We start from the raw sequence: 20,163 nt of genomic DNA, 5'->3' as shown, positions 1-20,163 counted from the left end.
TATATTTGCAAACTCAAATCGGCCTCGTGGCGCAACTGAATAGCGCACTTGATTACGGCTCAAGAGGTTACTGGTTTGAATCCAGTCGAGGTCACAATTTTCCCAATATTTCTTTGAAAATAAGGATTTTGGGAATTTTTTTGTTTAAAAATTAAGAAAAATAGACAATATAAAAAAAAGGTCTTATTTTTGCAAAAGGAATAATCTAACTTTATTCCCTTAATTACGATAGCAATATCAATTTAAAAAACACAAGAAATGAAAAAATTAATTTTACTTTTTACAATTCTCTTCTCAGTCAGTGCATTTTCTCAAATAAAAATTTTGAAAAATGATGCGCTTACAGAAGTAGGAAAAGACAATTCTGTATCACTTTACAAAAAAGATAAGAAATACACCTTTAATTATCAAGATGTAGCAAACGCAAATCTGAATAGTTTTCGTTCTTTTTATTTTTACGATTTGAATAAAGATTTTGATCAATTATATAAATTGATCTCTGATGGTTTTATAGACATGCCAACAAGCGAGATAGAAATGGAGCTTCCGCAAGATATTATTGGCTTGAACTATGGAAGAAATTATGGACAAATAACAGTGCAATTTGTACATTACATTGGTAAAAACAGAAAATATGTTGGCAAAAGCCAATTTCTAACAAAAAAACAAGTTGATAAGATTTTTGGTAAAGACAAAAAAGCTTCGAGCACAACTAGCACCTCAACTGGTGGAAGTTTTACAGGATTTGCTGGAAACGAGGAGACAAAAACTGTAGAGAAAGCAGCCATTGTAGAAAATGTTGCATCTGCTGCAGCAACCAAAAAAACAGTAAAAAAAACAGTAAAGAAGTCTACTAAAAAGTAAAAATGTTTTTTGAAAACATTTATTGAACTCATTCTATTTAGAATGAGTTTTTTATTTATATTTTTGTAACATTAAAATTAATAAATGTCTTTACACATCACAAATTTAACCAAGAAATTTGGGCAACAGATTGCTTTAAATAAAATAAATATTGCTATTGATCAACACGAAATCATCGGACTTTTGGGACCAAATGGCGCTGGAAAATCTACACTGATGAAATCTATTGCCGGTGTTTTGAAAATAGACGAAGGTGAGATTATTTTTAATAATAAAAACATACAAACCCACGAAATAGATTCTAAAAAACAGATAGGATTTCTGCCAGAAAACAATCCGTTGTATAAGGAAATGTATGTGCAAGAAAGTTTGCAATTTATAGCAAATGTGCACAAAATTTCTAATGCTAGAATTGCGGAGGTTGTAGATTTAGTAGGCATTACGCCAGAAAAAAATAAAAAAATTGGCCAGCTTTCCAAGGGTTATCAGCAAAGAGTTGGGCTTGCACAAGCGATTTTGCACGAGCCAGATCTTTTGATTTTGGATGAACCTACCAATGGTTTAGACCCGAATCAGATCATAGAAATACGCAACGTCATCAAGAAAATTGGGGAAGAAAAGATGGTGATATTTTCCACACACATTATGCAAGAAGTGGAAGCACTTTGCAGCAGAGTGATATTAATTCACCAAGGAAATATTTTGCAAGATTGCGCTATAGAAGAATTTAAAGGGAAATTTTCTAGTTTGGAAGAAGCTTTTGCTAGTTATACGAATTAGGCGAAGTTTTACGAATTTTATAAATTTTCAATGTATTAAAAAGTGCAAATTACCCTACATTCACGCCGAACAAATATCCTGTAAAAGCTGCAGCAATCATGGCTAAAGTTCCCCAAATTAGCACTCTTAATATAGAATTCATAATGTGAGAACCTCCTCCTCTTGCAGATAGATAGCCAAGAATAACAAGGAAAATAGTTGTAAAACCGTATTGATAATACATCATATGTTCCAACGGCAAAAATATACATACCAAAAGTGGCAAAACGCCACCTACCACAAATGATGCTCCACTTGCAAATGCTGCTTCAAAAGGTTTAGCCTTCATGATTTCATTAATGCCCAATTCGTCTCTTGCATGAGCTCCCAAAGCATCATGATCATGCAATTGCTGCGCAACTTGCATTGAAAGTTCTTCTGTTAAACCTCTTTTTTGGTAGATTTTTGCCAATTCTCGCATTTCCAATTCTGGCATTTCTTCTAATTCTTTGGCTTCGCGTTTCAAATCTGCCTCTTCTATATCAGCTTGTGAACTTACAGAAACATATTCCCCTGCAGCCATTGCAAAAACTCCAGCTACCAAACCAGCCAAGGTTGCTAAAAGTAAATTTTCTCTAGAAGAACCTGCTGCTGCAACACCAATTGCAATACTACCAACGGATAATATACCATCATTTGCGCCTAAAACAGCAGCGCGAATCCAATTGCTGCGGTTGATAAAATGATCTTCAAATTCAACTTCTTTTTCCATAAAATAAAGTTACAAAAAAAAGCGGTTACAAAAACCGCTTTAAATTTTATACTAAAAAATCTTGTATCTAGATTCTAAATTCTTGATTCTCTTTAAATATGAATCACTTCTCCATAAGCAGCTGCAGCAGCTTCCATTATCGCTTCAGAAACTGTAGGATGTGGATGAATAGCTTTGATGATTTCATGACCTGTGGTTTCTAATTTTCTAGCAACCACGGCTTCTGCAATCATATCTGTAACGCCTTCACCAATCATGTGGCATCCCAACCATTCTCCGTACTTTGCATCAAAAATTACTTTGATGAAACCATCTGTATTTCCGTTTGCCGTAGCTTTTCCGGAAGCTGAAAGTGGGAATTTACCAACTTTTATTTCAATACCTTTTTCTTTAGCTTGTTTTTCTGTAAGACCTACAGAAGCAACTTCTGGTGAACAATATGTACAACCAGGAATATTGCCATAATCTATAGCTTCTACATGCAGACCTTTTATTTTTTCTACACAAGTAATTCCTTCTGCAGATGCAACGTGAGCCAATGCTTGTGTAGGTAGAACATCTCCAATTGCATAATATCCAGGAACATTTGTTTCGTACCAATCATTCACCAAAATTTTTCCTTTTTCAGTTTTGATGCCAACTTCCTCCAAACCTTGACCTTCCAAATTCGAAGCTATTCCTACCGCAGAAAGCAAAATATCTGCTTCTAAAACTACGTCTCCTTTTGCCGTTTTTACGGTTGCTTTTACGCCATTTCCAGAAGTGTCTATAGACTCTACAGATGCGTTGGTCATAATTTCTATCCCAGATTTCTTCAAAGATTTTTCTAAATGTTTTGAAATATCTTCATCCTCTACAGGAACGATTACCGGCATATATTCTACGATGGTTACTTTTGTACCCATTGCGTTATAAAAATCTGCAAACTCTACCCCAATTGCTCCAGAACCTACAACAATCATCGTTTTTGGTTGCTCTGGCAAAACCATTGCTTGTCTATAACCAATTACTTTTATGCCATCTTGTGGAATATTTGGCAATTCTCTAGAACGCGCTCCAGTTGCTATAATGATATGATTTCCAGTATATTCTGTAGATTTTCCGTCTGCATCAACTACAGAAACTTTTTTGCCTTTTTGAATTTTGGCAGTTCCCATGATGACGTCAATTTTATTTTTCTTCATCAAGAAAGCAATACCGCCGCTCATTTTGTTGGCAACTCCTCTACTTCTTGCAATTACTTTACTAAAATCAAAACCTGGATTTTCTACTTTATTTAAACCATAATCTTCCGCATGATTTAAATAATTAAAAACGTGCGCAGATTTCAAAAGTGCTTTTGTAGGAATACAACCCCAGTTTAGGCAAATTCCGCCGAGAGATTCTTTTTCTATGATGGCAGTTTTAAAACCCAATTGTGCAGCACGAATTGCTGTTACATAACCTCCTGGTCCACTTCCAATTACTATAATATCGTAGTTCATTTAAATAAAATTTAGATGCAAATTTACGGAAATAATATTATTTTAGGAAATGGATTTTTTGTGCCAGTTTTTTACTAGGATAAAGCCGAAGGTTATGTAATAAATATTGAATAAAACTCCAAAAACTTCAATTATAATGAATAAATTGAGTGTATCTAAAATGATTATTGAGAAAGTAAGTAATGCTAAAAATAGAAAAAAGAGATGACAGAAAAAAAGTAAATGACATTGAATTTACTTTGCATAATAAATATTCTAACCAAAAACTCAAAAAAATTTGCGATACCAACCCAAAAAACACTAATTAAAAATAAAACATCTGAATCTTTACTTTTTAAAAAATACACCGAGTACAATATGGCACCAAAAGAAATAATACATTGCAAAACAGTTTCTATTTTCAAAATGGTTAATTTTTTCATCGCTGAAAACTCAAACTATTTAGCTGCAAAAATTAAATATTATTATTTTCAATCTCCCAATTATTTACTAAATAATATCCATACCACAGATAATAAATATTTAAGAAAAGTCCACAAAATTGTATGTAAATAATCTAAAAATCTTCATCGATTTGCAATAGAATATAAAATAGCACAAAAAAACCAATAACACTATATGAGTAGATCTTATTAAATTTGTGATCTATTAAAAATGATCTTACAATAAATCCCATTACATTGAAAATACCTATTAAAAACAGACTCGCAAAATAGATAATGCCAGCTTCATGTTTTCCCTCTGATCCCAAAATAACTAAACAAATTATAGCTGCAATGGCACTTAAAACCATTTGCAATCGTACTTCATTTTTTAAAATTTTTAATTTTTTCATCGTAAAAAACCCACACAATTTAGCTACAAAATTTAAACATTTTTATCTTCAATCGCCCAATTTTTTACTAAATAATCTCCGTACCATAAGTAAAATACATTTAATAAAACGGCAAAAGATCCACCTATATTTATCAAGATTTCCTCTCGCAATTGCATTACATTGGTTAATGTGGAAATAATCACGAAATACCCGAACAAGAGTGCAATATATATAAAATTTAGTTGATTCTTAACAACAATTAACCTGATGATAAAACCAATAATATTAAAAAATCCAATTAAGAATAAACTGATTAGAAACGCAAATGTCAACTCGTCTCCGCCTCCCATCGCTAAGGTAAATAAACAGATAACAGTCGCGATTGCACTTAAAATAATTTGAGTTTTAGATTCGTATTTTAGAATTTTAAATTTGTTCATTTCGTAGTATTTTAATTTAATTAAAAGATGTTAAAAATACCATTTATTGTTGAAATAGAATATAAATAAAGAGAGGATAAATAATAAAGCTGATGATTGTAATTTTATTTATTTTAGTAATATTTACTCGTCTGAAATGATCTATCATTAGTAAAACAATAACAAGAGTTAATGAAAAATCGAATGCAGTACCATCAATTTTTGATACAATATAAAATAGTGTGGTTCCTATTATTGAAAGTGTATTTAAATTTCCTAAATAATCGAATATTTTTTCGGTTCTATTTTTAAACATAAAACCAATTTGCCAAAGATAAAAGCCTAGAATTATTAAAAATGAAATGAAAAACTGCTGCTGAAAATTTACATTGATGAATATTTGATTTAATAAAAAGCTAGAGAATAAAATTCCAGAAATAATAAAAATCAATCTGTAATTCAAATTAAAATCTGGCACGCAAGCATTTTCTAAAAAATCATTTTTTGAAGGAATTATTTGTTTTCTATTGTAAGAAACCAGAGAATATAATTTTGAAAAAAACCAATAGATCAAGGGAATTCTACCAATTTTTTCTAAAAGCGGAAAAGAATTTCCAATGATGATGAGCAAACTATCTAAACCGTAATAGGTTTTATTTTCCGCAAAATTGACCAAAGCAATTTCATTTCTCGCTCGGTTTACATTTAATAAAGATTTTGTTTGCTCTGATAAATCTCTATAATTTTGCCTGCCATTTTCATCCAGCATTTTTGCCTTTACGAATGCACCAGAATAGACTTTGCACATGGGACAATCTTTGTCGTAGATCAGTTGATGGTTGGCTAGAGTTTTCATTTTGCGAAATTTTCAGGTAAACTATTAGTGCTTTTTTGAACGCAGAGTTCTCAGAGATTTTTGTATCATTACACAGCATTTAAACTTCGCAAAGGCATTTCATTTAGCAAAGTAAAATGCCTTTATATGAATTTTATTACTATTTAAACTGCTAAATTTTCTTCAGAAATTTTGATTGATTCAGATTTCAAGGCGTGTTTTCTACCTTTCATGAAGAGTAATAGATTGAGCATCATCATCACACCGAGGTAAATGGAAAATCCACCTAATTTTTCGCTCAAATTTACAATGAGAGATTCTGAAGTGAGCAGTTCTGAAAATTCTACTATTTTTAATGCAAAACCAATATTGAGCAAATAAAATCCAATTTTGAAAAGAGAATTGGTAGCATATGCGATATCTTTTTTCTGATGGAAAATATCGAGCATAAAGATTTTTCCATTTCTAAAAAGGATGTTGGAAACTACGATAGTTAAAGCGATAACTACCGGTAAATAAATAAAATAAGCAGATAAGTTGTACGTTGCATTCATGATAAATAAATTTTAAAGATTAATATTTTGTTTTTTTCGAAGGAAATAAATGCCTGCAATATTGGCGTAATGCAATACGCAGAGAATAATAAGAATAGTAGAAAGTTGTGTAGATACAGCAAGAAAACCTTGCGATATATTTTTTACAGTTTGCCAAGAATGAATAGAGTAAGCAATATAACCAAGATTTACAAGATAGTACCCAATCAACAAAGTATGGTTGATAGATTTGCAGATTTCCACATTTTTTATGAAATTGAGTAAATAAACATCGCCGATTTTGTAGCATTTGTAGCCAATAAAAATAGTGATGTAAAAACTTATCAAAATATAAAATGATATGGATACTAGATTGAGCATTTATTTTGTTTAAAAATTTAAGAAACTTCTTTTGCTATTTCCAAAGTAGAGGATTAGGAATAAGTGAATGATTAGATTTTTCATAATTTTAATTTTTGTAGTTTCAGTAATTTTTGAAAGTATGTTTTAAATAAAAAAGAGATTTCGCTCTTTTTTATTTTATTAGTAATAAATTATTTCAAAAGATTCGTAATCTTCCCAACCAACCAATGATCGTCGCTTTTTACGGCTAAATCCATCACATTGTTTATTTTATTGGTAACGGAGGAAAAATCTCCCATTAATTTTATAAATTCTTTTGCCTCGTCGGAATCGTTGTCTTCTATATCTTTCAGGTTGTCTAGAAAAGAAATTATTGGTTCTATCTCGCGTTTTCTGCGCTCTTTTGTAATTTGTTTAAAGAGAAACCAAACGTCTTTATCAGCAGAGAAAAACTCCTTTCTTTCGCCACGCACCAATTCTTTTTTCACGATTCCCCAATCCATCAATGCGCGAATATTCATGTTTGCATTTCCGCGAGAAATTTGAAGATTTTGCATGATTTCATCTGTAGAAAGTGCTTCCGAAGAAGTTAAAAGCAAAGCGTGAACTTGCGCCATGGTTCTGTTGATGCCCCAATTGGTAGCGAATGTTCCCCAGGTTTGAATGTATTGCTCTTTGGCTTCAGAAAGTTTCATTTGCTTTAATTATAGGCCAAAGATAAACAAACTTTTTGAATTTTCAAAAATAATTGAAAGTTTATTTTTGATTTTTAGAAAATAGCTTAAAACTACTTTTTATTTTTGGCTTTTTTAATTTTTCGCCAATCCCAAGGTGCGATTGCATGGACGTCTGACCAAAGTCCGGCTTTGTTTTTACGAGCTTGAATTTCTAATTTTGCGTAGGAATTATCTTTAGAATAATTTACAAAATGCCAAGCCAGACCATTCTCCACGAGTTCTTTGTTCACATTTATATCGCCAACGTAAATTTCTGCAATCAGACGTTGATATCTATCCATTTTTCCGTTGCTTACAACTTTCACCATTTTTCCGAAGCATAAATCTGACGCCAATTGTTTGGCATTATTCCCAAACGGCTGGCTTTTTTCTGGGCAATCTATATGTTCTAGTCGGATTGTTTTTTCTTTTCCTTCATACATTACTTTGAAGGTGTCTCCATCTTTTATCGCAACTACTTTTCCTTCAAAATTTTTGGGTAAACTATTGCTTGTTTCAGTTTTCGGATTGCAAGCGAGGAAAAATAGGAATGAGATGAAGAAGAGTTTGAACATCATTTGAAAAATTCATTTAAAAGTAAAAAAATAAGTTTCTATCTAACTAATACCATGAACACTAAATTCTAACTTTATTGATAAATAATTTAAATAAATCGCAGTGCATTTGTCCATTAATGGACTTATTAAGGTCTTTCAATCCATAAAAAAGAGAATTATCAAATTCTTATGTAAAAATTGAAACAAACTTATCAAAAAAATCCTAATTAGAAATAAAACAATGGTTTTGTTTAAGATTTCTATTTTTTTTATGAAGGTTTTAAAATATTACTATCAAAAATTAAATTGCTCTGCAGTTTTCTTATGGAATTAGTAAAGGTAAAATACTTAATTAAAATATTCATCTTAATTTATCCATATTATATATAAGTTTTATTTCAATTGTTGTTTATATAGAATATTCCACCTCTCGGTCCAGTATAAATTGTTCGTCCACCTTTAGTATTGCCACTTTCAGTCGCTTTTTGTTGCGTCTTATTTTTGTGAACTTTATGCGTCTTTGCTTTCTTTTTACTTGTAGTTTGTGCTAAACTATGTGAAAACCAAACGGACAAGAAAATAGCTAGAAGGTGTGTGATTTTTTGTAAATGTCTTGTCATAATTATTAATTCACCTTGATTATGATCAAAAATAATAGAAATGTGAAGAAACATACGAAAGGAATTGCAACTAATAAACAGCCACGGGAAGTTTTGTTATAAACTTTATTGTAAGCGAACTTTTTTGGATTGGTAATCCATCCGTATCCACGAGGAGCCTTAAATCCTAGATTATGCCTTATATATCTTTTTGGTGACATCCTAGCTGAAATTCTTTTTTTCAGTGATGGTTTTCTAAATCCAAATTTCATATTATATAATTAAAAAATATCTGATAAAAAAGGTTTTTAAAATTCATAGAAAAATTAAAAAGCATTCTAGCTTATAATAAAATGACATTGTTTAAAAAAATGACTATTCAAATTATATCATTTCTTGAAAATTCCTGAAATTACAGTGATAAAAAACTATGTATAAAAATACATTTGAAATTACCACTGCTTTTTCTGAAAAAGATATCTTGACTTTGTGTTTTAAGAATTTTTTGGATTCTCTTATATTTTATCTTTCAACAAATATAAAACCTCTTCACAAAACCACCTTACGGGAAACCGTAAAACGGGCGAAATAGTACAAAAAAAACCTTCCAAAAATTGAAAGGTTAGATATTAAATGTAATAAAATGGTAAAAGGAACTTTATAAAATACCCAAATCTTTACATTTAGCTATTAATTGCTCGTTACTTTTCGCCGAGAAAGTTTCTTTTAATTGATTTAGTATTTTTTCTAGCGAACTCAGGCTATTTGGTTTCAAGTTTCTCTCTTTCAAAATAATTGAGATATTCTTTTGCAGAATACCAGAAGAAAGTAGTTGCAATATAGCATATTCTAAATTCGATAATTCTAAAGTATCTGTTTGCTTAATATTGAATAAATTTTCTTGCGAAATATAACTATTGTCTTCAGATATTTCTAATATGGCTTTTTTTAGCTCCTGCACATCCATTCTTCCTTTGCTCACAAAACCATCTATTTTTAAATCTGTAAAAAGTTCATTGATTTTTCGTGATCTTCTTTCTGTAGAAAAAACTATGATTTTTACATCTTGAGAAATTTCTCTAATTTTTTTTATCAATTCTATACCAGATTTTATTTCTTGTACATTATTATCTTCATCGAAAGATAAATCTGTGATTAACAAATCGAAAGTTGAATTTTCTTCAAAATTATCATTAAATATTTCAAACGCCTGATCGCAATAATTTGCGAAAACAACATTTTTAATATCCAAATCATCTAGTGCTTTCTGTACAGAAATACTTGCACTTTCAAAATCTTCTACAGCCAAAACTTTATGATACATTCAATTATTTTTTAATGGAAAAGAAATTTTTATGCAAGTTCCTTTATCGTTTATTTTGTCAAATGTAATATTTCCTTGGCAGGAAAAAATACGGTTTTCCATATTTTGAAGTCCATTTTTCTTATTTACATTCTGTTCCATACCAATTCCATCATCCATATATTTAAAAATAAGCATCTTACCTACGATTTCGAATTTCAAAATTAATTTTTGTGCATGGCTATGTTTTTTCATATTTACAAGAAGTTCCTGTAGAATGATGAAAAATTCTGAATGTATTTTGGTAGAAATTTGATTCCAAATTTCATTTTCGTTGCCAATAATTATTGGTTTTAAAGAATCGGAAGAAAAGGAATCTACCAAAGTTGATATGCGCTTTTGGTAATTTTCTATTAGATTGATTGTACTATTTTCATAAGAAATATCCCTAGATTTTTCATATAGATTTTCTAGTTTATTTAAAATCTGATTTTTATCGATTTCATTTTTGTTTTCTATTTCAGACATCACTTGGTACACACCATTAGAAACCACATCATGTATTTTTTTAGAAAATTTTAATTCAGTTCTCTTAATTTCTAATTCACGATCTTGTTCTATGCTGATTTTTCTTTTTTTATACCAGAAAATACTTAGTATTATAAATGAAACGCTCAATACCAAAGCAATATTTCGGATTAAAAGTTGATAATTTTCTTCTACCTTTTCAGCTTCTAATTTTAAATAGTTTTCTCTCTCTTTTTCAGATTCATAACGAATCACAGCAAATTGATTTTTGGCATTGCTTCTAGATTTGTTTATGCTTTCTTTTAATGCTAAATAATGTACAAAATATTTCTTAGAATTAGAAGGATTTTCAATTTTTACCAATTTTTCTAATGCTTCCAACTGATCATCCGGATTTTTTAATTGCTTCGCAATATCATACATTTTATAAGCATGAAAGAGGGATCTTTCCGTATTTTTTTCTTCATAGAAATCCGCTAGATGAGCGTGACTGGCGTTTTGTCCCATCAAGTCATTTTTTTCTACGCGCATTTCCAAAGCTTCTAGCATTTTTGGTTCCGCATTGTAATTATTGTCTTTTTTCCAAGAGTAATATTCAAAATTATCGATATACCGTGCTTTTTGAGATGGGTCGGTTTTTGCCAAATTATTTAAAATAATTAAACAAGAATCATTGTTTTGGATCTTTGAAAAAGCAATTGCTTTGTTGTTTAAAATTACATTTCTCTCCAAATTATCAACACTGTGAAAGATAGCTTTGTTTAAATATTTAATACTTTGCTTGCTGTTGCCCGAAGAAATTTCGTTTGTGCCAAGTATATTAAGTGTAGTAGAAATGTAAATAGAATCATTATGTGAAGCAAAAAATTTTAGAGCTTCTATAGCATTTTCTTGGCTTCCCGTGATGTCGCCATATTCATTTTGGATGACCGCCATATTCATCTCACATTTTGCAACACAGAGAGAATCATGAGATTTTAAATATTCAATTTTGGCTTTACTAAAAAGCGAGTAAGCGATTTCTTTTTGGTTGTTATCAAGCTTTGTAAAGGCTTGATCATATAGAAAATCACCATTATTATTTTGTTTGTTCGGTGCATTTTCATTTTTTTTACAAGAGAAAAGTACGAAAAGCAGAAGGTATAAATATTTCAAATGAAGGATTTTACCAAATTTAATGAAAACGGCCGAATAAATATTCAGCCGTTTGAAAAAAATTATCTTTTCGGTGGTAAACTTGTTTCTCCACCTGTATCATTTGGTGGATTGTTAATTGTTTCAGTGTTTACCGAGTGATCTTCATTTGAATTAAATGAATTTGCATCTGGATTTGAAGTCAACAATCCTAATAATATCAAAATAAATTGTAACATTTTGTATAAATTTTAAGTTTAAATATTTCTGTACATGCCCAAAAACACAGATTTTTAGGTAGAGATACATTCATGAAATAAGAAGCGCTTCTTAAAATTTTTGGGAATTTATTTTTGCAAAGACGATGACGAGAAAACCTGCGTCCCAGAGCAGATTTTTTTTTCAGAGCTTTACAAGAATATTAGAAATTTGTAGGTGAATTGTACTGTTATACAATCTTTTATACTTATTTCTAGAGCAAAAGTATTGCAATACAAGAGGCAAGTGTTAGAAAGAAATGGGAAAGTTTTTGGAAAGTTTCACAAAAGGAAAACCATAGTTTTTAGAATTTTTTAAAATAAACTTTCTACTTTTACAAAAACTTAATAAAGATGTCGAAATTTTTGCTGCAAAAAAGAAAATTAATAAAAGATGTTTTTGAAAAGGCTGAAAAAACAACTACAGAAAAATCTCTGAGTGGAATATTGAAAGATTTGGAATTTAAATTACAAGAAGATTTTAAAATTCAAATAAGCTACAAAACTCTTGAAAATTACTATAAAAATTTGGTTGAAAATAATGTAGATTACAATATAAAATCCTACATATTAGATGATTTATGCAAATATATTGGCTTTGAAAATTTTGCACAATATTGTGACCAATGTACAGACTTAGAAAATAAAACGAGTGTGAAAGTAAGCATCGACGGAAAAAAACAAGATTCTTCCTCTAGCAATTTTTCAGAAATAATAATCAATATTACCAATAGCCCTATTTTTACGCTACCAGAATTTGTTTCGAAAAACAAGAATAGTTTCGGATTCATCGGCATTATTTTACTAGGAAGTTTTATCGTAAATAAATTCGATCAATTTGCAAATAAAACCACTCACAATCTTCCAGAAACCTCCACTAAAAATTCTTATCCCATTGTAGAAAAAAAGGAAATACTGCAGAATACGATCTATAAAATTCCACACAACAGTGATACCGAATTGCAAAAACCACCATTAATAAAGAAAAAAAAAGATTGTATGTACTGGAATGAAGAGCAGTACATTTCCGTTTATTGTGGTGAAAATATAGACAATTTTCAAGTAGAGCAATTTAATTTAGAAAAATATAAATTAAAAAAAATAACACAGCAGGATACTTTAACCGCAGAAAATGCTCTTGGAAAAGTATGGTACGATAAAACTAATAACGTGGTAGAATTTTTTACCAACCACGGAATTCACCCAGAAAACAATAAAACACTGAAAGAAGTAACGCCTTATATTTTGGAAAAATATTGTACTAAATAAAAAAAAATTCTTTTAAATATTAATTTAAACAAATAATTTTTTATAATTCTTCGGGGTGATTCCGAATTTTTTCTTGTAAATTTTCGAGAAATAACTATTACTTTCCAAACCGATTGCCGCCACAACTGCAGAAACGTTGTATTCCTTATTTTTGAGAAGAATATTAGATTTTTCTAATCGCGTGTTGGTTACAAATTCATTGACGGTAGTACTGTACAAATGTTTGAATCCATTTTGCAGTTTGTTGGGATTGAGCCCAGATTTTTTGGCCAAATTTTTTATTGAGAGATCTGCGGCGAGATTTTTTTGTACAAATTTCGCAATCTCTTCTACTCTTTTCAATTCATCAATCCGAAGAATAGTACGATCAGAATCGTTTGCTAAATCATCATCAAATTGCGCCAATTGATTGATAAACATTTGCAAAGTAATGCTTTGTAAATTTAATTTACGAGCCAGAAGAAAGTCCTTATATTTTTCAAAATCTTGCAAAATATCTTTAAAATAAACGCCACAACTTCCTAGATGATAAAATTGTTTCTTGCCTTCCAGATCTAAGAATAAATCTTGCAATTTAGAATTCCAATCATCAATTTCGCAATGTACACGCTCACTGAAAACTTTTCTATCAATTTCTATGCTTACAACTTCATAGGAAATATCTTTTTTAAACTCTACAATGTGTCCACCATTTTTTTCACTCGCAACTATAGCACAACTATATTCTGGTATAGAATGGATCTCTTCTTGGTCTGCAAATAAATGCGATAAGGAACCTTGCAAAGAATAAATAAACTTAATAGGATGAACCTCATCTATTGTAAATTCTAAGCGAATATCTTCTTTAAAAGAAACATTGTACACGATAAGACCAAGGCCATTATCGAAATTAATTCCACGTATTTCTCCTCCCCCAAATTTCGCTGGAATTTCTAAAAAATGTTCGTTGCAACTATGTTGGTAAGGAACATTAAAAGATTTTGCCAAACTGATGATTACATCTTTTAATGGTATGGATTGTACTTGAAAAGTTGGCATTTAATGATTTTTAATTATGTATTCTAAAAAATCTTATTTGTGAAGAATTTTTGAGATGTTTTTTATTAATTTAATATACTACCAAAAAACATTGTAGTACTTTGGCGTTAATAATTGAGGATTAGGCTGCTTATATGACTATTTCTAAAATTAAAGATTTGGAAATTTTACGGAATTATTTTCATTAAATATTCCATAGATTTTTTCTACCATATCGTCTACGGAAGGCTTGCTAAAGTAATCTCCATCTGTTCCGTAAGCTGGACGATGGTCGTTTGCAGCAATCGTCAAAGGTTGAGAATCTAATAATTTGAAAGCATTTTGATTTTCTAAAACTTGTTGCAGAATAAATGCTGATGCGCCACCGGAAACGTCTTCATCAATTACAACTAATCTGCTCGTTTTTTCTAGACTTTTTGCAATTTCTGATTCAATATCAAATGGAATTAGGGATTGAATATCAATAACTTCTGCAGAAATTCCGAGTTTTTCTAATTCATTTGCTGCTTCCATCACCAATCTCCAAGTGGAACCGTACGTCACCAATGTTACATCTTTCCCTTCTTTGGTAACATCAACTTTTCCTACAGGAATATTGTATTCTCCAAGATTTTCTGGTTGCTTTTCTTTTAATCTATATCCGTTTAACGGTTCTACAACAATTGCAGGTTCGTCTGATTGTAATAATGTGTTGTAAAATCCTGCAGCGATGGTTAAATTTCTTGGTACCAATACCAAAATTCCTTTTACAAGATTTAGAATTCCTGCCATTGGCGAGCCAGAATGCCAGATTCCTTCTAATCTATGGCCACGCGTTCTTATAATTACGGGTGCTTTTTGTCCACCTTTTGTACGATAGTGCAATGTTGCTAGATCGTCGCTCATACCTTGCAAACAATACAAAACGTAGTCTAAATATTGAATTTCTGCAATCGGTCTAAGTCCACGCATTGCCAAACCAATTCCTTGTCCAAGAATGGTGGCTTCGCGAATACCAGTATCTGCAATTCTTAAAGCTCCATATTTTTCTTGAAGACCTTCTAATCCTTGGTTCACATCGCCAATGTTTCCGGCATCTTCCCCAAAAACCAATGTTTGTGGATATTTCTCAAAAATTTTGTCGAAATTATTTCTCAATACTACTCTACCATCCAATATTTCAGAATTTTCTGTAAATATTGGTTTCACTTCTTGAACCTTGGTCGTCTTTAATGCAGATTGTGAATATAAATGAGAAGAATATCTGTCTTTTTCAATTTCTGAAATTTTAGCTAATTTGTCCTTTAATGAATTTCTTTCATCAGAATTTTGGTTTCTAGTAATAAGAACAGATTTTCTTGCAAGATGGAAGATTTCTCTTTTCCCAATGGTAATTAATGCTTTGAAGCTTTTCAATACTTCTTTTACTTCATCGCTTTGAGATGCTAAATTTTCCACCAATGGCAAAATTTCATTTTTTATAGCATCAATATCATTTCTGTAATTTTCCCAAGCAATTTTTTGCCCGTTTTTGACTAATTTTTTAGCTTCTTTTTCTATATTATCTAATTCTTCTTCAGTAGATAAAGCCATTTTTTCGCCCTCAATTTCTACTTCGTACGTAAGAATCCATTCTTTTAATTTATTTAAGCCATCAAACTCGGTTTCCCACGTCAATCGGCTTTCATCTTTGTATCTTTCGTGGCTTCCAGAGGTGGAATGTCCTTGTGGTTGTGTAACTTCTATGACGTGAACTACAACAGGTGTGCTTTCTACTCTCGCAAAATGCTCTGCTCTTGCGTAAGCATCTAATAATGCAGGAAAATCCCAAGCTTTCACTTGTATTATTTGGCAACCTTGGTCAGATCCTTCTTGTTTTTGAAAACCAGAAAGCATCTCTGCAATATCTGCTTTTGCACGTTGATTTTTGGTAGGTACAGAAATTCCGTAACCATCGTCCCAGATAGAAACAATCATCGGAACTTGCAGCGCACAAGCAGCATTTAAGGTTTCAAAAAAATGACCTTCTGCTGTAGAAGCGTCTCCAATGGTACCAAAAGCGATTTCATTTCCATTATTTGAAAACTTTCCCGAACCATCAAATTGAACTTCCTTAAAAATTTTGGAAGCTTGCGCGAGACCTAATAATCTCGGCATTTGTCCGGCAGTTGGGGAAATATCTGCGGAAATATTTTTCATTTCCATTAAATTTTTCCAGGTTCCGTCTTCATTTAAAGTTCTGGTTGCAAAATGCCCGTTCATTTGTCTTCCAGCAGAAGCTGGTTCGCGTTCTACGCTTGTATCTGCGTATAATTGCGCGAAAAAAGTTTCTACAGTAAGGGCATCAACTGCAAGAGCGAAGGTTTGATCTCTGTAATATCCAGATCTCCAATCTCCATTTTTAAACACTTTTGCCATTGCCAATTGTGGCAATTCTTTTCCATCGCCAAAAATTCCAAACTTTGCCTTACCAGTAAGTACTTCTCTTCTACCGAGATAAGACATTTCGCGAGAAATTCTCGCTAGTTTATAATCTTCTAAAATATTATTTTTAAAATCTGTGAAGGATAGTTCTTGAGTTTGGATGTAAGTTTCTGGCATAGCAAAAGGTTATTTTACAAATATAAGGAATGGTGTGCAATGTGCAAAACTTTGAAGTATAATTGAACGATTCTTAAATTAATATTGGATTTTAACCATTAGGAACGATGGAGAAATTAAGTTCATCAAAAAAAATCTAGAGATTTTTATATCATAGAAATTTGCGTGCAAAATCTTGTTCAATACTTAACGTTTAATTTTTGATGATTCATTCTTTAATAAACGCATCAATTCCGTGTGTGTTTTAAATGTTATCTTGAAATCTGCCAAGTTTGCGCCAATATTTTCTAAAACGATAAGGTGTAAATTGGTTTGCGGATAATAATAATTTGCTGAAGGAAAACCAGGTGAATAACCAAAAGCTCCTATTTGTATTTCCTGATCTCCATTTTTAAAAATTAATCCATAACCGTATTCAATTTTATCAAAAATGGGATGAACTCTCGTTGCATATCTTGTTTCCATTAACTTTAAAGTCGATAACTTAACTATTTTTCCAGAATATAAAAGATTGTTCCACTTCAATAAGTCTTCAGCATTTGAAATAAATCCGCCTGCTGCAATATATTTTACAGGATTCCCTTCGGCAATTAATAATTTCCCTGCTTCGCTTTCTTCGTAACCATTTACTAAATTCTTATATTTTCTGTTAGCAGGATGAAATGTGTTGTTTAAATTTTTTTCTAAAAATAATGCTGTTGAAATTTGTTCAAAGGTTTTACCTTTTACTTTTTCAACAATTTTCGATAATAGATCATACCCAATTTGGGAATAATGAAATTGCGATCCCAATTCAAATTCTAGAGGTTCGTCAATTGAAATAATTCCGTGAGTATGTGTGAGCAAATGATGAATTGTAACTTGATTTGCCCAAGCTTGATTAATTTCTGGCAGAAAATCGGAAATTTTATCAGTCAATTGAATATTTCCTTTTTCATATTCTATTAAAACTAAAGCTGCTGTTATTTGTTTGCTAATTGAACCTATATAAAATTGGTCGCTTGTTTTAAGTATTGTTTTGCTTTCTAAATTTGAATATCCAAATGCTTTATTGTATAAAATATCTGAATTGCTTCCCAAAAGAATTACACCATTATAATTAGTTGAATTGGCAATTGAATCAATTTTTTCTAATAGATTATCTTTAGTTTCAACATTAATTGTAGTTGTTGTTTTACAAGATATTATAAGTAAGATTATTGCAAATTTTACAAGGATAAATTTCATTAAATATTGTGTTTAAAACTTCCTTTCAATTACATAATCCAGCATCAAATTCAGAGAATGTTTGGCTTCGGAATCTGGAAAATCGTTGAGGATATTTTTGGCTTTTTGTTGGTAATCTTTCATTACAGAAATGGCGTAATCCATACCGCCAGAAGATTTTACAAACTCTATCAATTCTTTCACGCGTTTAGAATCGTTGTTGTAGTTTTTTAAACTTTTAAAATAATATTTTCGATCTTTTTCATTGGCATTTTTTAAAGAATAAATCAATGGTAAAGTCATTTTTTGTTCTTTAATATCTATTCCTACAGGTTTTCCGATGACGTTTTTGCTTAAATAATCAAACAAATCATCTTTAATTTGGAAAGCCATTCCGGTAAAAGTTCCAAATTCTTGCATTTTTTTGGCCAAAACCTCATCTGCATTATTAGAAAGTACACCAATTTCGCAACAAGCTGCAATTAGAGTTGCCGTTTTCATGCGGATAATTTCATAATAAACGTCTTCGGTAATGTCTAATTTTCGGGCTTTTTCTAATTGTAGAAGCTCGCCTTCAGACATTTCTCGAATTGTTCTTGCAATAACAGATAGCAAATCATAATCTTTGTGATCCGTAGAAAGCAATACTGATTTTGAAAGCAAATAATCTCCTACCAATACGGCAATCTTATTTTTCCAAAGCGCATTAATGGAAAAGAAATTTCTGCGTTTGAAACTTTCATCTACTACATCATCATGAACCAATGTTGCCGTGTGAATAAGCTCAATCATTGATGCTCCGCGATAGGTTTTGTCGTTGACATCACCAATTAATTTTGCACAAAGAAATACGAACATTGGTCGCATTTGCTTGCCTTTTGTAGTTACTATAAACCTTGTAACTTTATCTAAAAGTGAAACATTACTCTTCATAGAAGCGTAAAACTTCTCTTCAAAAAGTTTCATTTCGGATTCTATAGGTTGTTTTATAAGGTCTACTGGATTTGACAATGTGGAAATTCTTGTTTTGAAATAATTATGACAAAGATAATTATTATTAAATGAATTTTTAAGTGATTTTCATCTGTTCATAATTTAGATCTTAAAGAAAAAATGTTTAAGAATTTTCTCTCGTAAATTTCATTAAATTGAAAGGTTTTTTTCCTTGTGATTGAAAAGTATATTCATTTATGAATTTTAGATTTTACGATAAAGATAATGTCTAATCTAATTTATCATGAGGAATATGAAAAAATTTCTGCGTCGTTTTTCCAAAAGGGAATAGAAATCTTTCTGCAGAAATGTAGATTCCAGAAGCATTGACAGCAATTCCTTCTATTTGTCCTAAAGAAATTGCGCTTCCGAGATAGTATTTTTGTAAGGGTTTTGTGAAGAATAAATCTACGTTTTCTGAAACTGCAAAAATTTGTAAAAATACCTCTGTCTTTTTTGTATATCCAATTAAATATAATTTTCCATCGAAGAATGAAGCGTCTGTAACTACAAAACCTATATCAAAAGTTTCTACCTTTTTTGCTGCTTGTAATTCAAAAGTATTTGAATCTATAAGGTAATGTGTGGTCATTTTGGAATTCCATTCCTTGGTGAATAAATGAATTTCCCCGTTGAGAAATATCATTGCTTCTGCATCGAAATCATTTCTCAAATTTTTTGGGCGAAAATCTGTTTGCTCTGGATAATAGAAAGGAATTGACGTTGCAAAACCATCGGTAACGCTTAAAGTTCTATCAACGCTGATTCCGCTATCGATAGGGAATTTATAAATATTTAAATCTTTTCTTGTCCCGTTATTGTTTCCAAAATCGCCGATGTAGAAATTATCGTTGTCGTTGGTTATCGCCTCCCAATCTGTATTTTGAAGATAGGTTCTGTGTTTTTTAATCACTTTTCCAGTTTGGGCATTTAATTGGAATAATTCTGAAGTATTTCCACCATCATTGATACTAAATAATTGATCTTTGAAGAAAGTGAGCCCAGAATTTTCTTGCAAACTGTCTGAAAGTACAGCAATTTTGTATTTATTAATTTTAAAAATGTGGCTTTGTTGAGCGAAGTAAAAATTAGTAAAAAATAAAGAAATGTAAATTGAAAAATATTTCATTCAAAATT

At 30.8% G+C, this 20,163-nt stretch carries 21 protein-coding genes and 1 tRNA gene; 4 read left to right on the top strand and 18 right to left on the bottom strand.

What is annotated here, in order from left to right; genetic code table 11:
- Positions 1-20: 20 nt before the first annotated feature.
- The 3 genes from HNQ03_RS01610 to HNQ03_RS01600 all read left to right on the top strand — a co-directional run bounded on the left by HNQ03_RS01610 (position 21) and on the right by HNQ03_RS01600 (position 1,644).
- Positions 21-94 (top strand) — tRNA-Arg (locus HNQ03_RS01610).
- A gap of 164 nt (positions 95-258) precedes the next feature.
- On the top strand, positions 259-864 hold the full coding sequence (locus tag HNQ03_RS01605) for a hypothetical protein (protein ID WP_173777899.1): 606 nt from the start codon (positions 259-261) through the stop codon (positions 862-864).
- An 84-nt stretch (positions 865-948) separates the two neighbouring features.
- A complete protein-coding gene (locus tag HNQ03_RS01600; RefSeq protein WP_173777898.1) occupies positions 949-1,644 on the top strand; it encodes an ABC transporter ATP-binding protein in 696 nt (231 codons plus the stop codon).
- Positions 1,645-1,693: 49 nt separating this feature from the next.
- Here HNQ03_RS01600 and HNQ03_RS01595 read toward each other — a convergent pair whose 3' ends face one another.
- From HNQ03_RS01595 to HNQ03_RS01535, 13 genes are all read right to left on the bottom strand, one after another.
- Entirely contained in the window at positions 1,694-2,395 is a 702-nt protein-coding gene (locus HNQ03_RS01595; protein WP_173777897.1) for a VIT1/CCC1 transporter family protein, read from the bottom strand.
- A 92-nt stretch (positions 2,396-2,487) separates the two neighbouring features.
- Complete coding sequence (gene lpdA / locus HNQ03_RS01590) at positions 2,488-3,879, bottom strand: dihydrolipoyl dehydrogenase (RefSeq protein ID WP_173777896.1); 1,392 nt, start codon at positions 3,877-3,879, stop codon at positions 2,488-2,490.
- Positions 3,880-4,435: 556 nt separating this feature from the next.
- A complete protein-coding gene (locus tag HNQ03_RS01585; RefSeq protein WP_173777895.1) occupies positions 4,436-4,714 on the bottom strand; it encodes a hypothetical protein in 279 nt (92 codons plus the stop codon).
- Between the two features lie 32 nt (positions 4,715-4,746).
- Positions 4,747-5,136 carry a hypothetical protein gene (locus tag HNQ03_RS01580; protein WP_173777894.1) on the bottom strand — a complete coding sequence of 130 codons (390 nt, stop codon included), beginning with the start codon at positions 5,134-5,136 and terminating at the stop codon, positions 4,747-4,749.
- Positions 5,137-5,179: 43 nt separating this feature from the next.
- Complete coding sequence (locus tag HNQ03_RS01575; RefSeq protein WP_173777893.1) at positions 5,180-5,971, bottom strand: DCC1-like thiol-disulfide oxidoreductase family protein; 792 nt, start codon at positions 5,969-5,971, stop codon at positions 5,180-5,182.
- A gap of 143 nt (positions 5,972-6,114) precedes the next feature.
- Complete coding sequence (locus HNQ03_RS01570; RefSeq protein ID WP_173777892.1) at positions 6,115-6,504, bottom strand: hypothetical protein; 390 nt, start codon at positions 6,502-6,504, stop codon at positions 6,115-6,117.
- A 12-nt stretch (positions 6,505-6,516) separates the two neighbouring features.
- Positions 6,517-6,864, bottom strand: a complete 348-nt coding sequence (locus HNQ03_RS01565) for a hypothetical protein (RefSeq protein ID WP_173777891.1) — start codon at positions 6,862-6,864, stop codon at positions 6,517-6,519.
- A gap of 173 nt (positions 6,865-7,037) precedes the next feature.
- Positions 7,038-7,541 carry a GbsR/MarR family transcriptional regulator gene (locus tag HNQ03_RS01560; RefSeq protein ID WP_173777890.1) on the bottom strand — a complete coding sequence of 168 codons (504 nt, stop codon included), beginning with the start codon at positions 7,539-7,541 and terminating at the stop codon, positions 7,038-7,040.
- 92 nt (positions 7,542-7,633) lie between these two features.
- Positions 7,634-8,140, bottom strand: a complete 507-nt coding sequence (locus HNQ03_RS01555) for a thermonuclease family protein (RefSeq protein ID WP_226927408.1) — start codon at positions 8,138-8,140, stop codon at positions 7,634-7,636.
- Between the two features lie 377 nt (positions 8,141-8,517).
- The gene (locus HNQ03_RS01550; protein WP_173777889.1) at positions 8,518-8,739 is read right to left on the bottom strand and encodes a hypothetical protein; all 222 of its coding nucleotides are present in this window, start codon (positions 8,737-8,739) and stop codon (positions 8,518-8,520) included.
- Between the two features lie 637 nt (positions 8,740-9,376).
- The gene (locus HNQ03_RS01545) at positions 9,377-10,042 is read right to left on the bottom strand and encodes a response regulator (protein WP_173777888.1); all 666 of its coding nucleotides are present in this window, start codon (positions 10,040-10,042) and stop codon (positions 9,377-9,379) included.
- Positions 10,043-11,704, bottom strand: a complete 1,662-nt coding sequence (locus HNQ03_RS01540; RefSeq protein WP_173777887.1) for a sensor histidine kinase — start codon at positions 11,702-11,704, stop codon at positions 10,043-10,045. It lies immediately after the preceding gene.
- A gap of 62 nt (positions 11,705-11,766) precedes the next feature.
- A complete protein-coding gene (locus HNQ03_RS01535; RefSeq protein ID WP_173777886.1) occupies positions 11,767-11,922 on the bottom strand; it encodes a hypothetical protein in 156 nt (51 codons plus the stop codon).
- 372 nt (positions 11,923-12,294) lie between these two features.
- On the opposite strand from HNQ03_RS01535, the gene HNQ03_RS01530 reads away from it, so the two are divergent.
- Positions 12,295-13,209 (top strand): hypothetical protein, encoded by a 915-nt coding sequence (locus tag HNQ03_RS01530; protein WP_173777885.1) that lies wholly within the window; start codon positions 12,295-12,297, stop codon positions 13,207-13,209.
- A gap of 24 nt (positions 13,210-13,233) precedes the next feature.
- On the opposite strand, the gene HNQ03_RS01525 is transcribed toward HNQ03_RS01530, so the two are convergent.
- From HNQ03_RS01525 to HNQ03_RS01505, 5 genes are all read right to left on the bottom strand, one after another.
- Positions 13,234-14,247, bottom strand: a complete 1,014-nt coding sequence (locus tag HNQ03_RS01525; protein WP_173777884.1) for a helix-turn-helix domain-containing protein — start codon at positions 14,245-14,247, stop codon at positions 13,234-13,236.
- 150 nt (positions 14,248-14,397) lie between these two features.
- A complete protein-coding gene (locus HNQ03_RS01520) occupies positions 14,398-16,827 on the bottom strand; it encodes an alpha-ketoacid dehydrogenase subunit alpha/beta (RefSeq protein WP_173777883.1) in 2,430 nt (809 codons plus the stop codon).
- Positions 16,828-17,013: 186 nt separating this feature from the next.
- The gene (locus tag HNQ03_RS01515; RefSeq protein ID WP_173777882.1) at positions 17,014-18,054 is read right to left on the bottom strand and encodes a serine hydrolase domain-containing protein; all 1,041 of its coding nucleotides are present in this window, start codon (positions 18,052-18,054) and stop codon (positions 17,014-17,016) included.
- 12 nt (positions 18,055-18,066) lie between these two features.
- A complete protein-coding gene (locus tag HNQ03_RS01510) occupies positions 18,067-18,999 on the bottom strand; it encodes a polyprenyl synthetase family protein (RefSeq protein WP_382404983.1) in 933 nt (310 codons plus the stop codon).
- Positions 19,000-19,255: 256 nt separating this feature from the next.
- Positions 19,256-20,155 (bottom strand): hypothetical protein, encoded by a 900-nt coding sequence (locus tag HNQ03_RS01505; protein ID WP_173777880.1) that lies wholly within the window; start codon positions 20,153-20,155, stop codon positions 19,256-19,258.
- Positions 20,156-20,163 lie beyond the last annotated feature (8 nt).

Origin of the sequence: Frigoriflavimonas asaccharolytica, from assembly GCF_013294015.1 — a bacterium.
In the GTDB taxonomy this organism is placed as follows: domain Bacteria; phylum Bacteroidota; class Bacteroidia; order Flavobacteriales; family Weeksellaceae; genus Frigoriflavimonas; species Frigoriflavimonas asaccharolytica.
The sequence above is the reverse complement of the archived record's forward strand: the minus strand, read 5'-3'. Positions and strand labels throughout refer to the sequence as shown.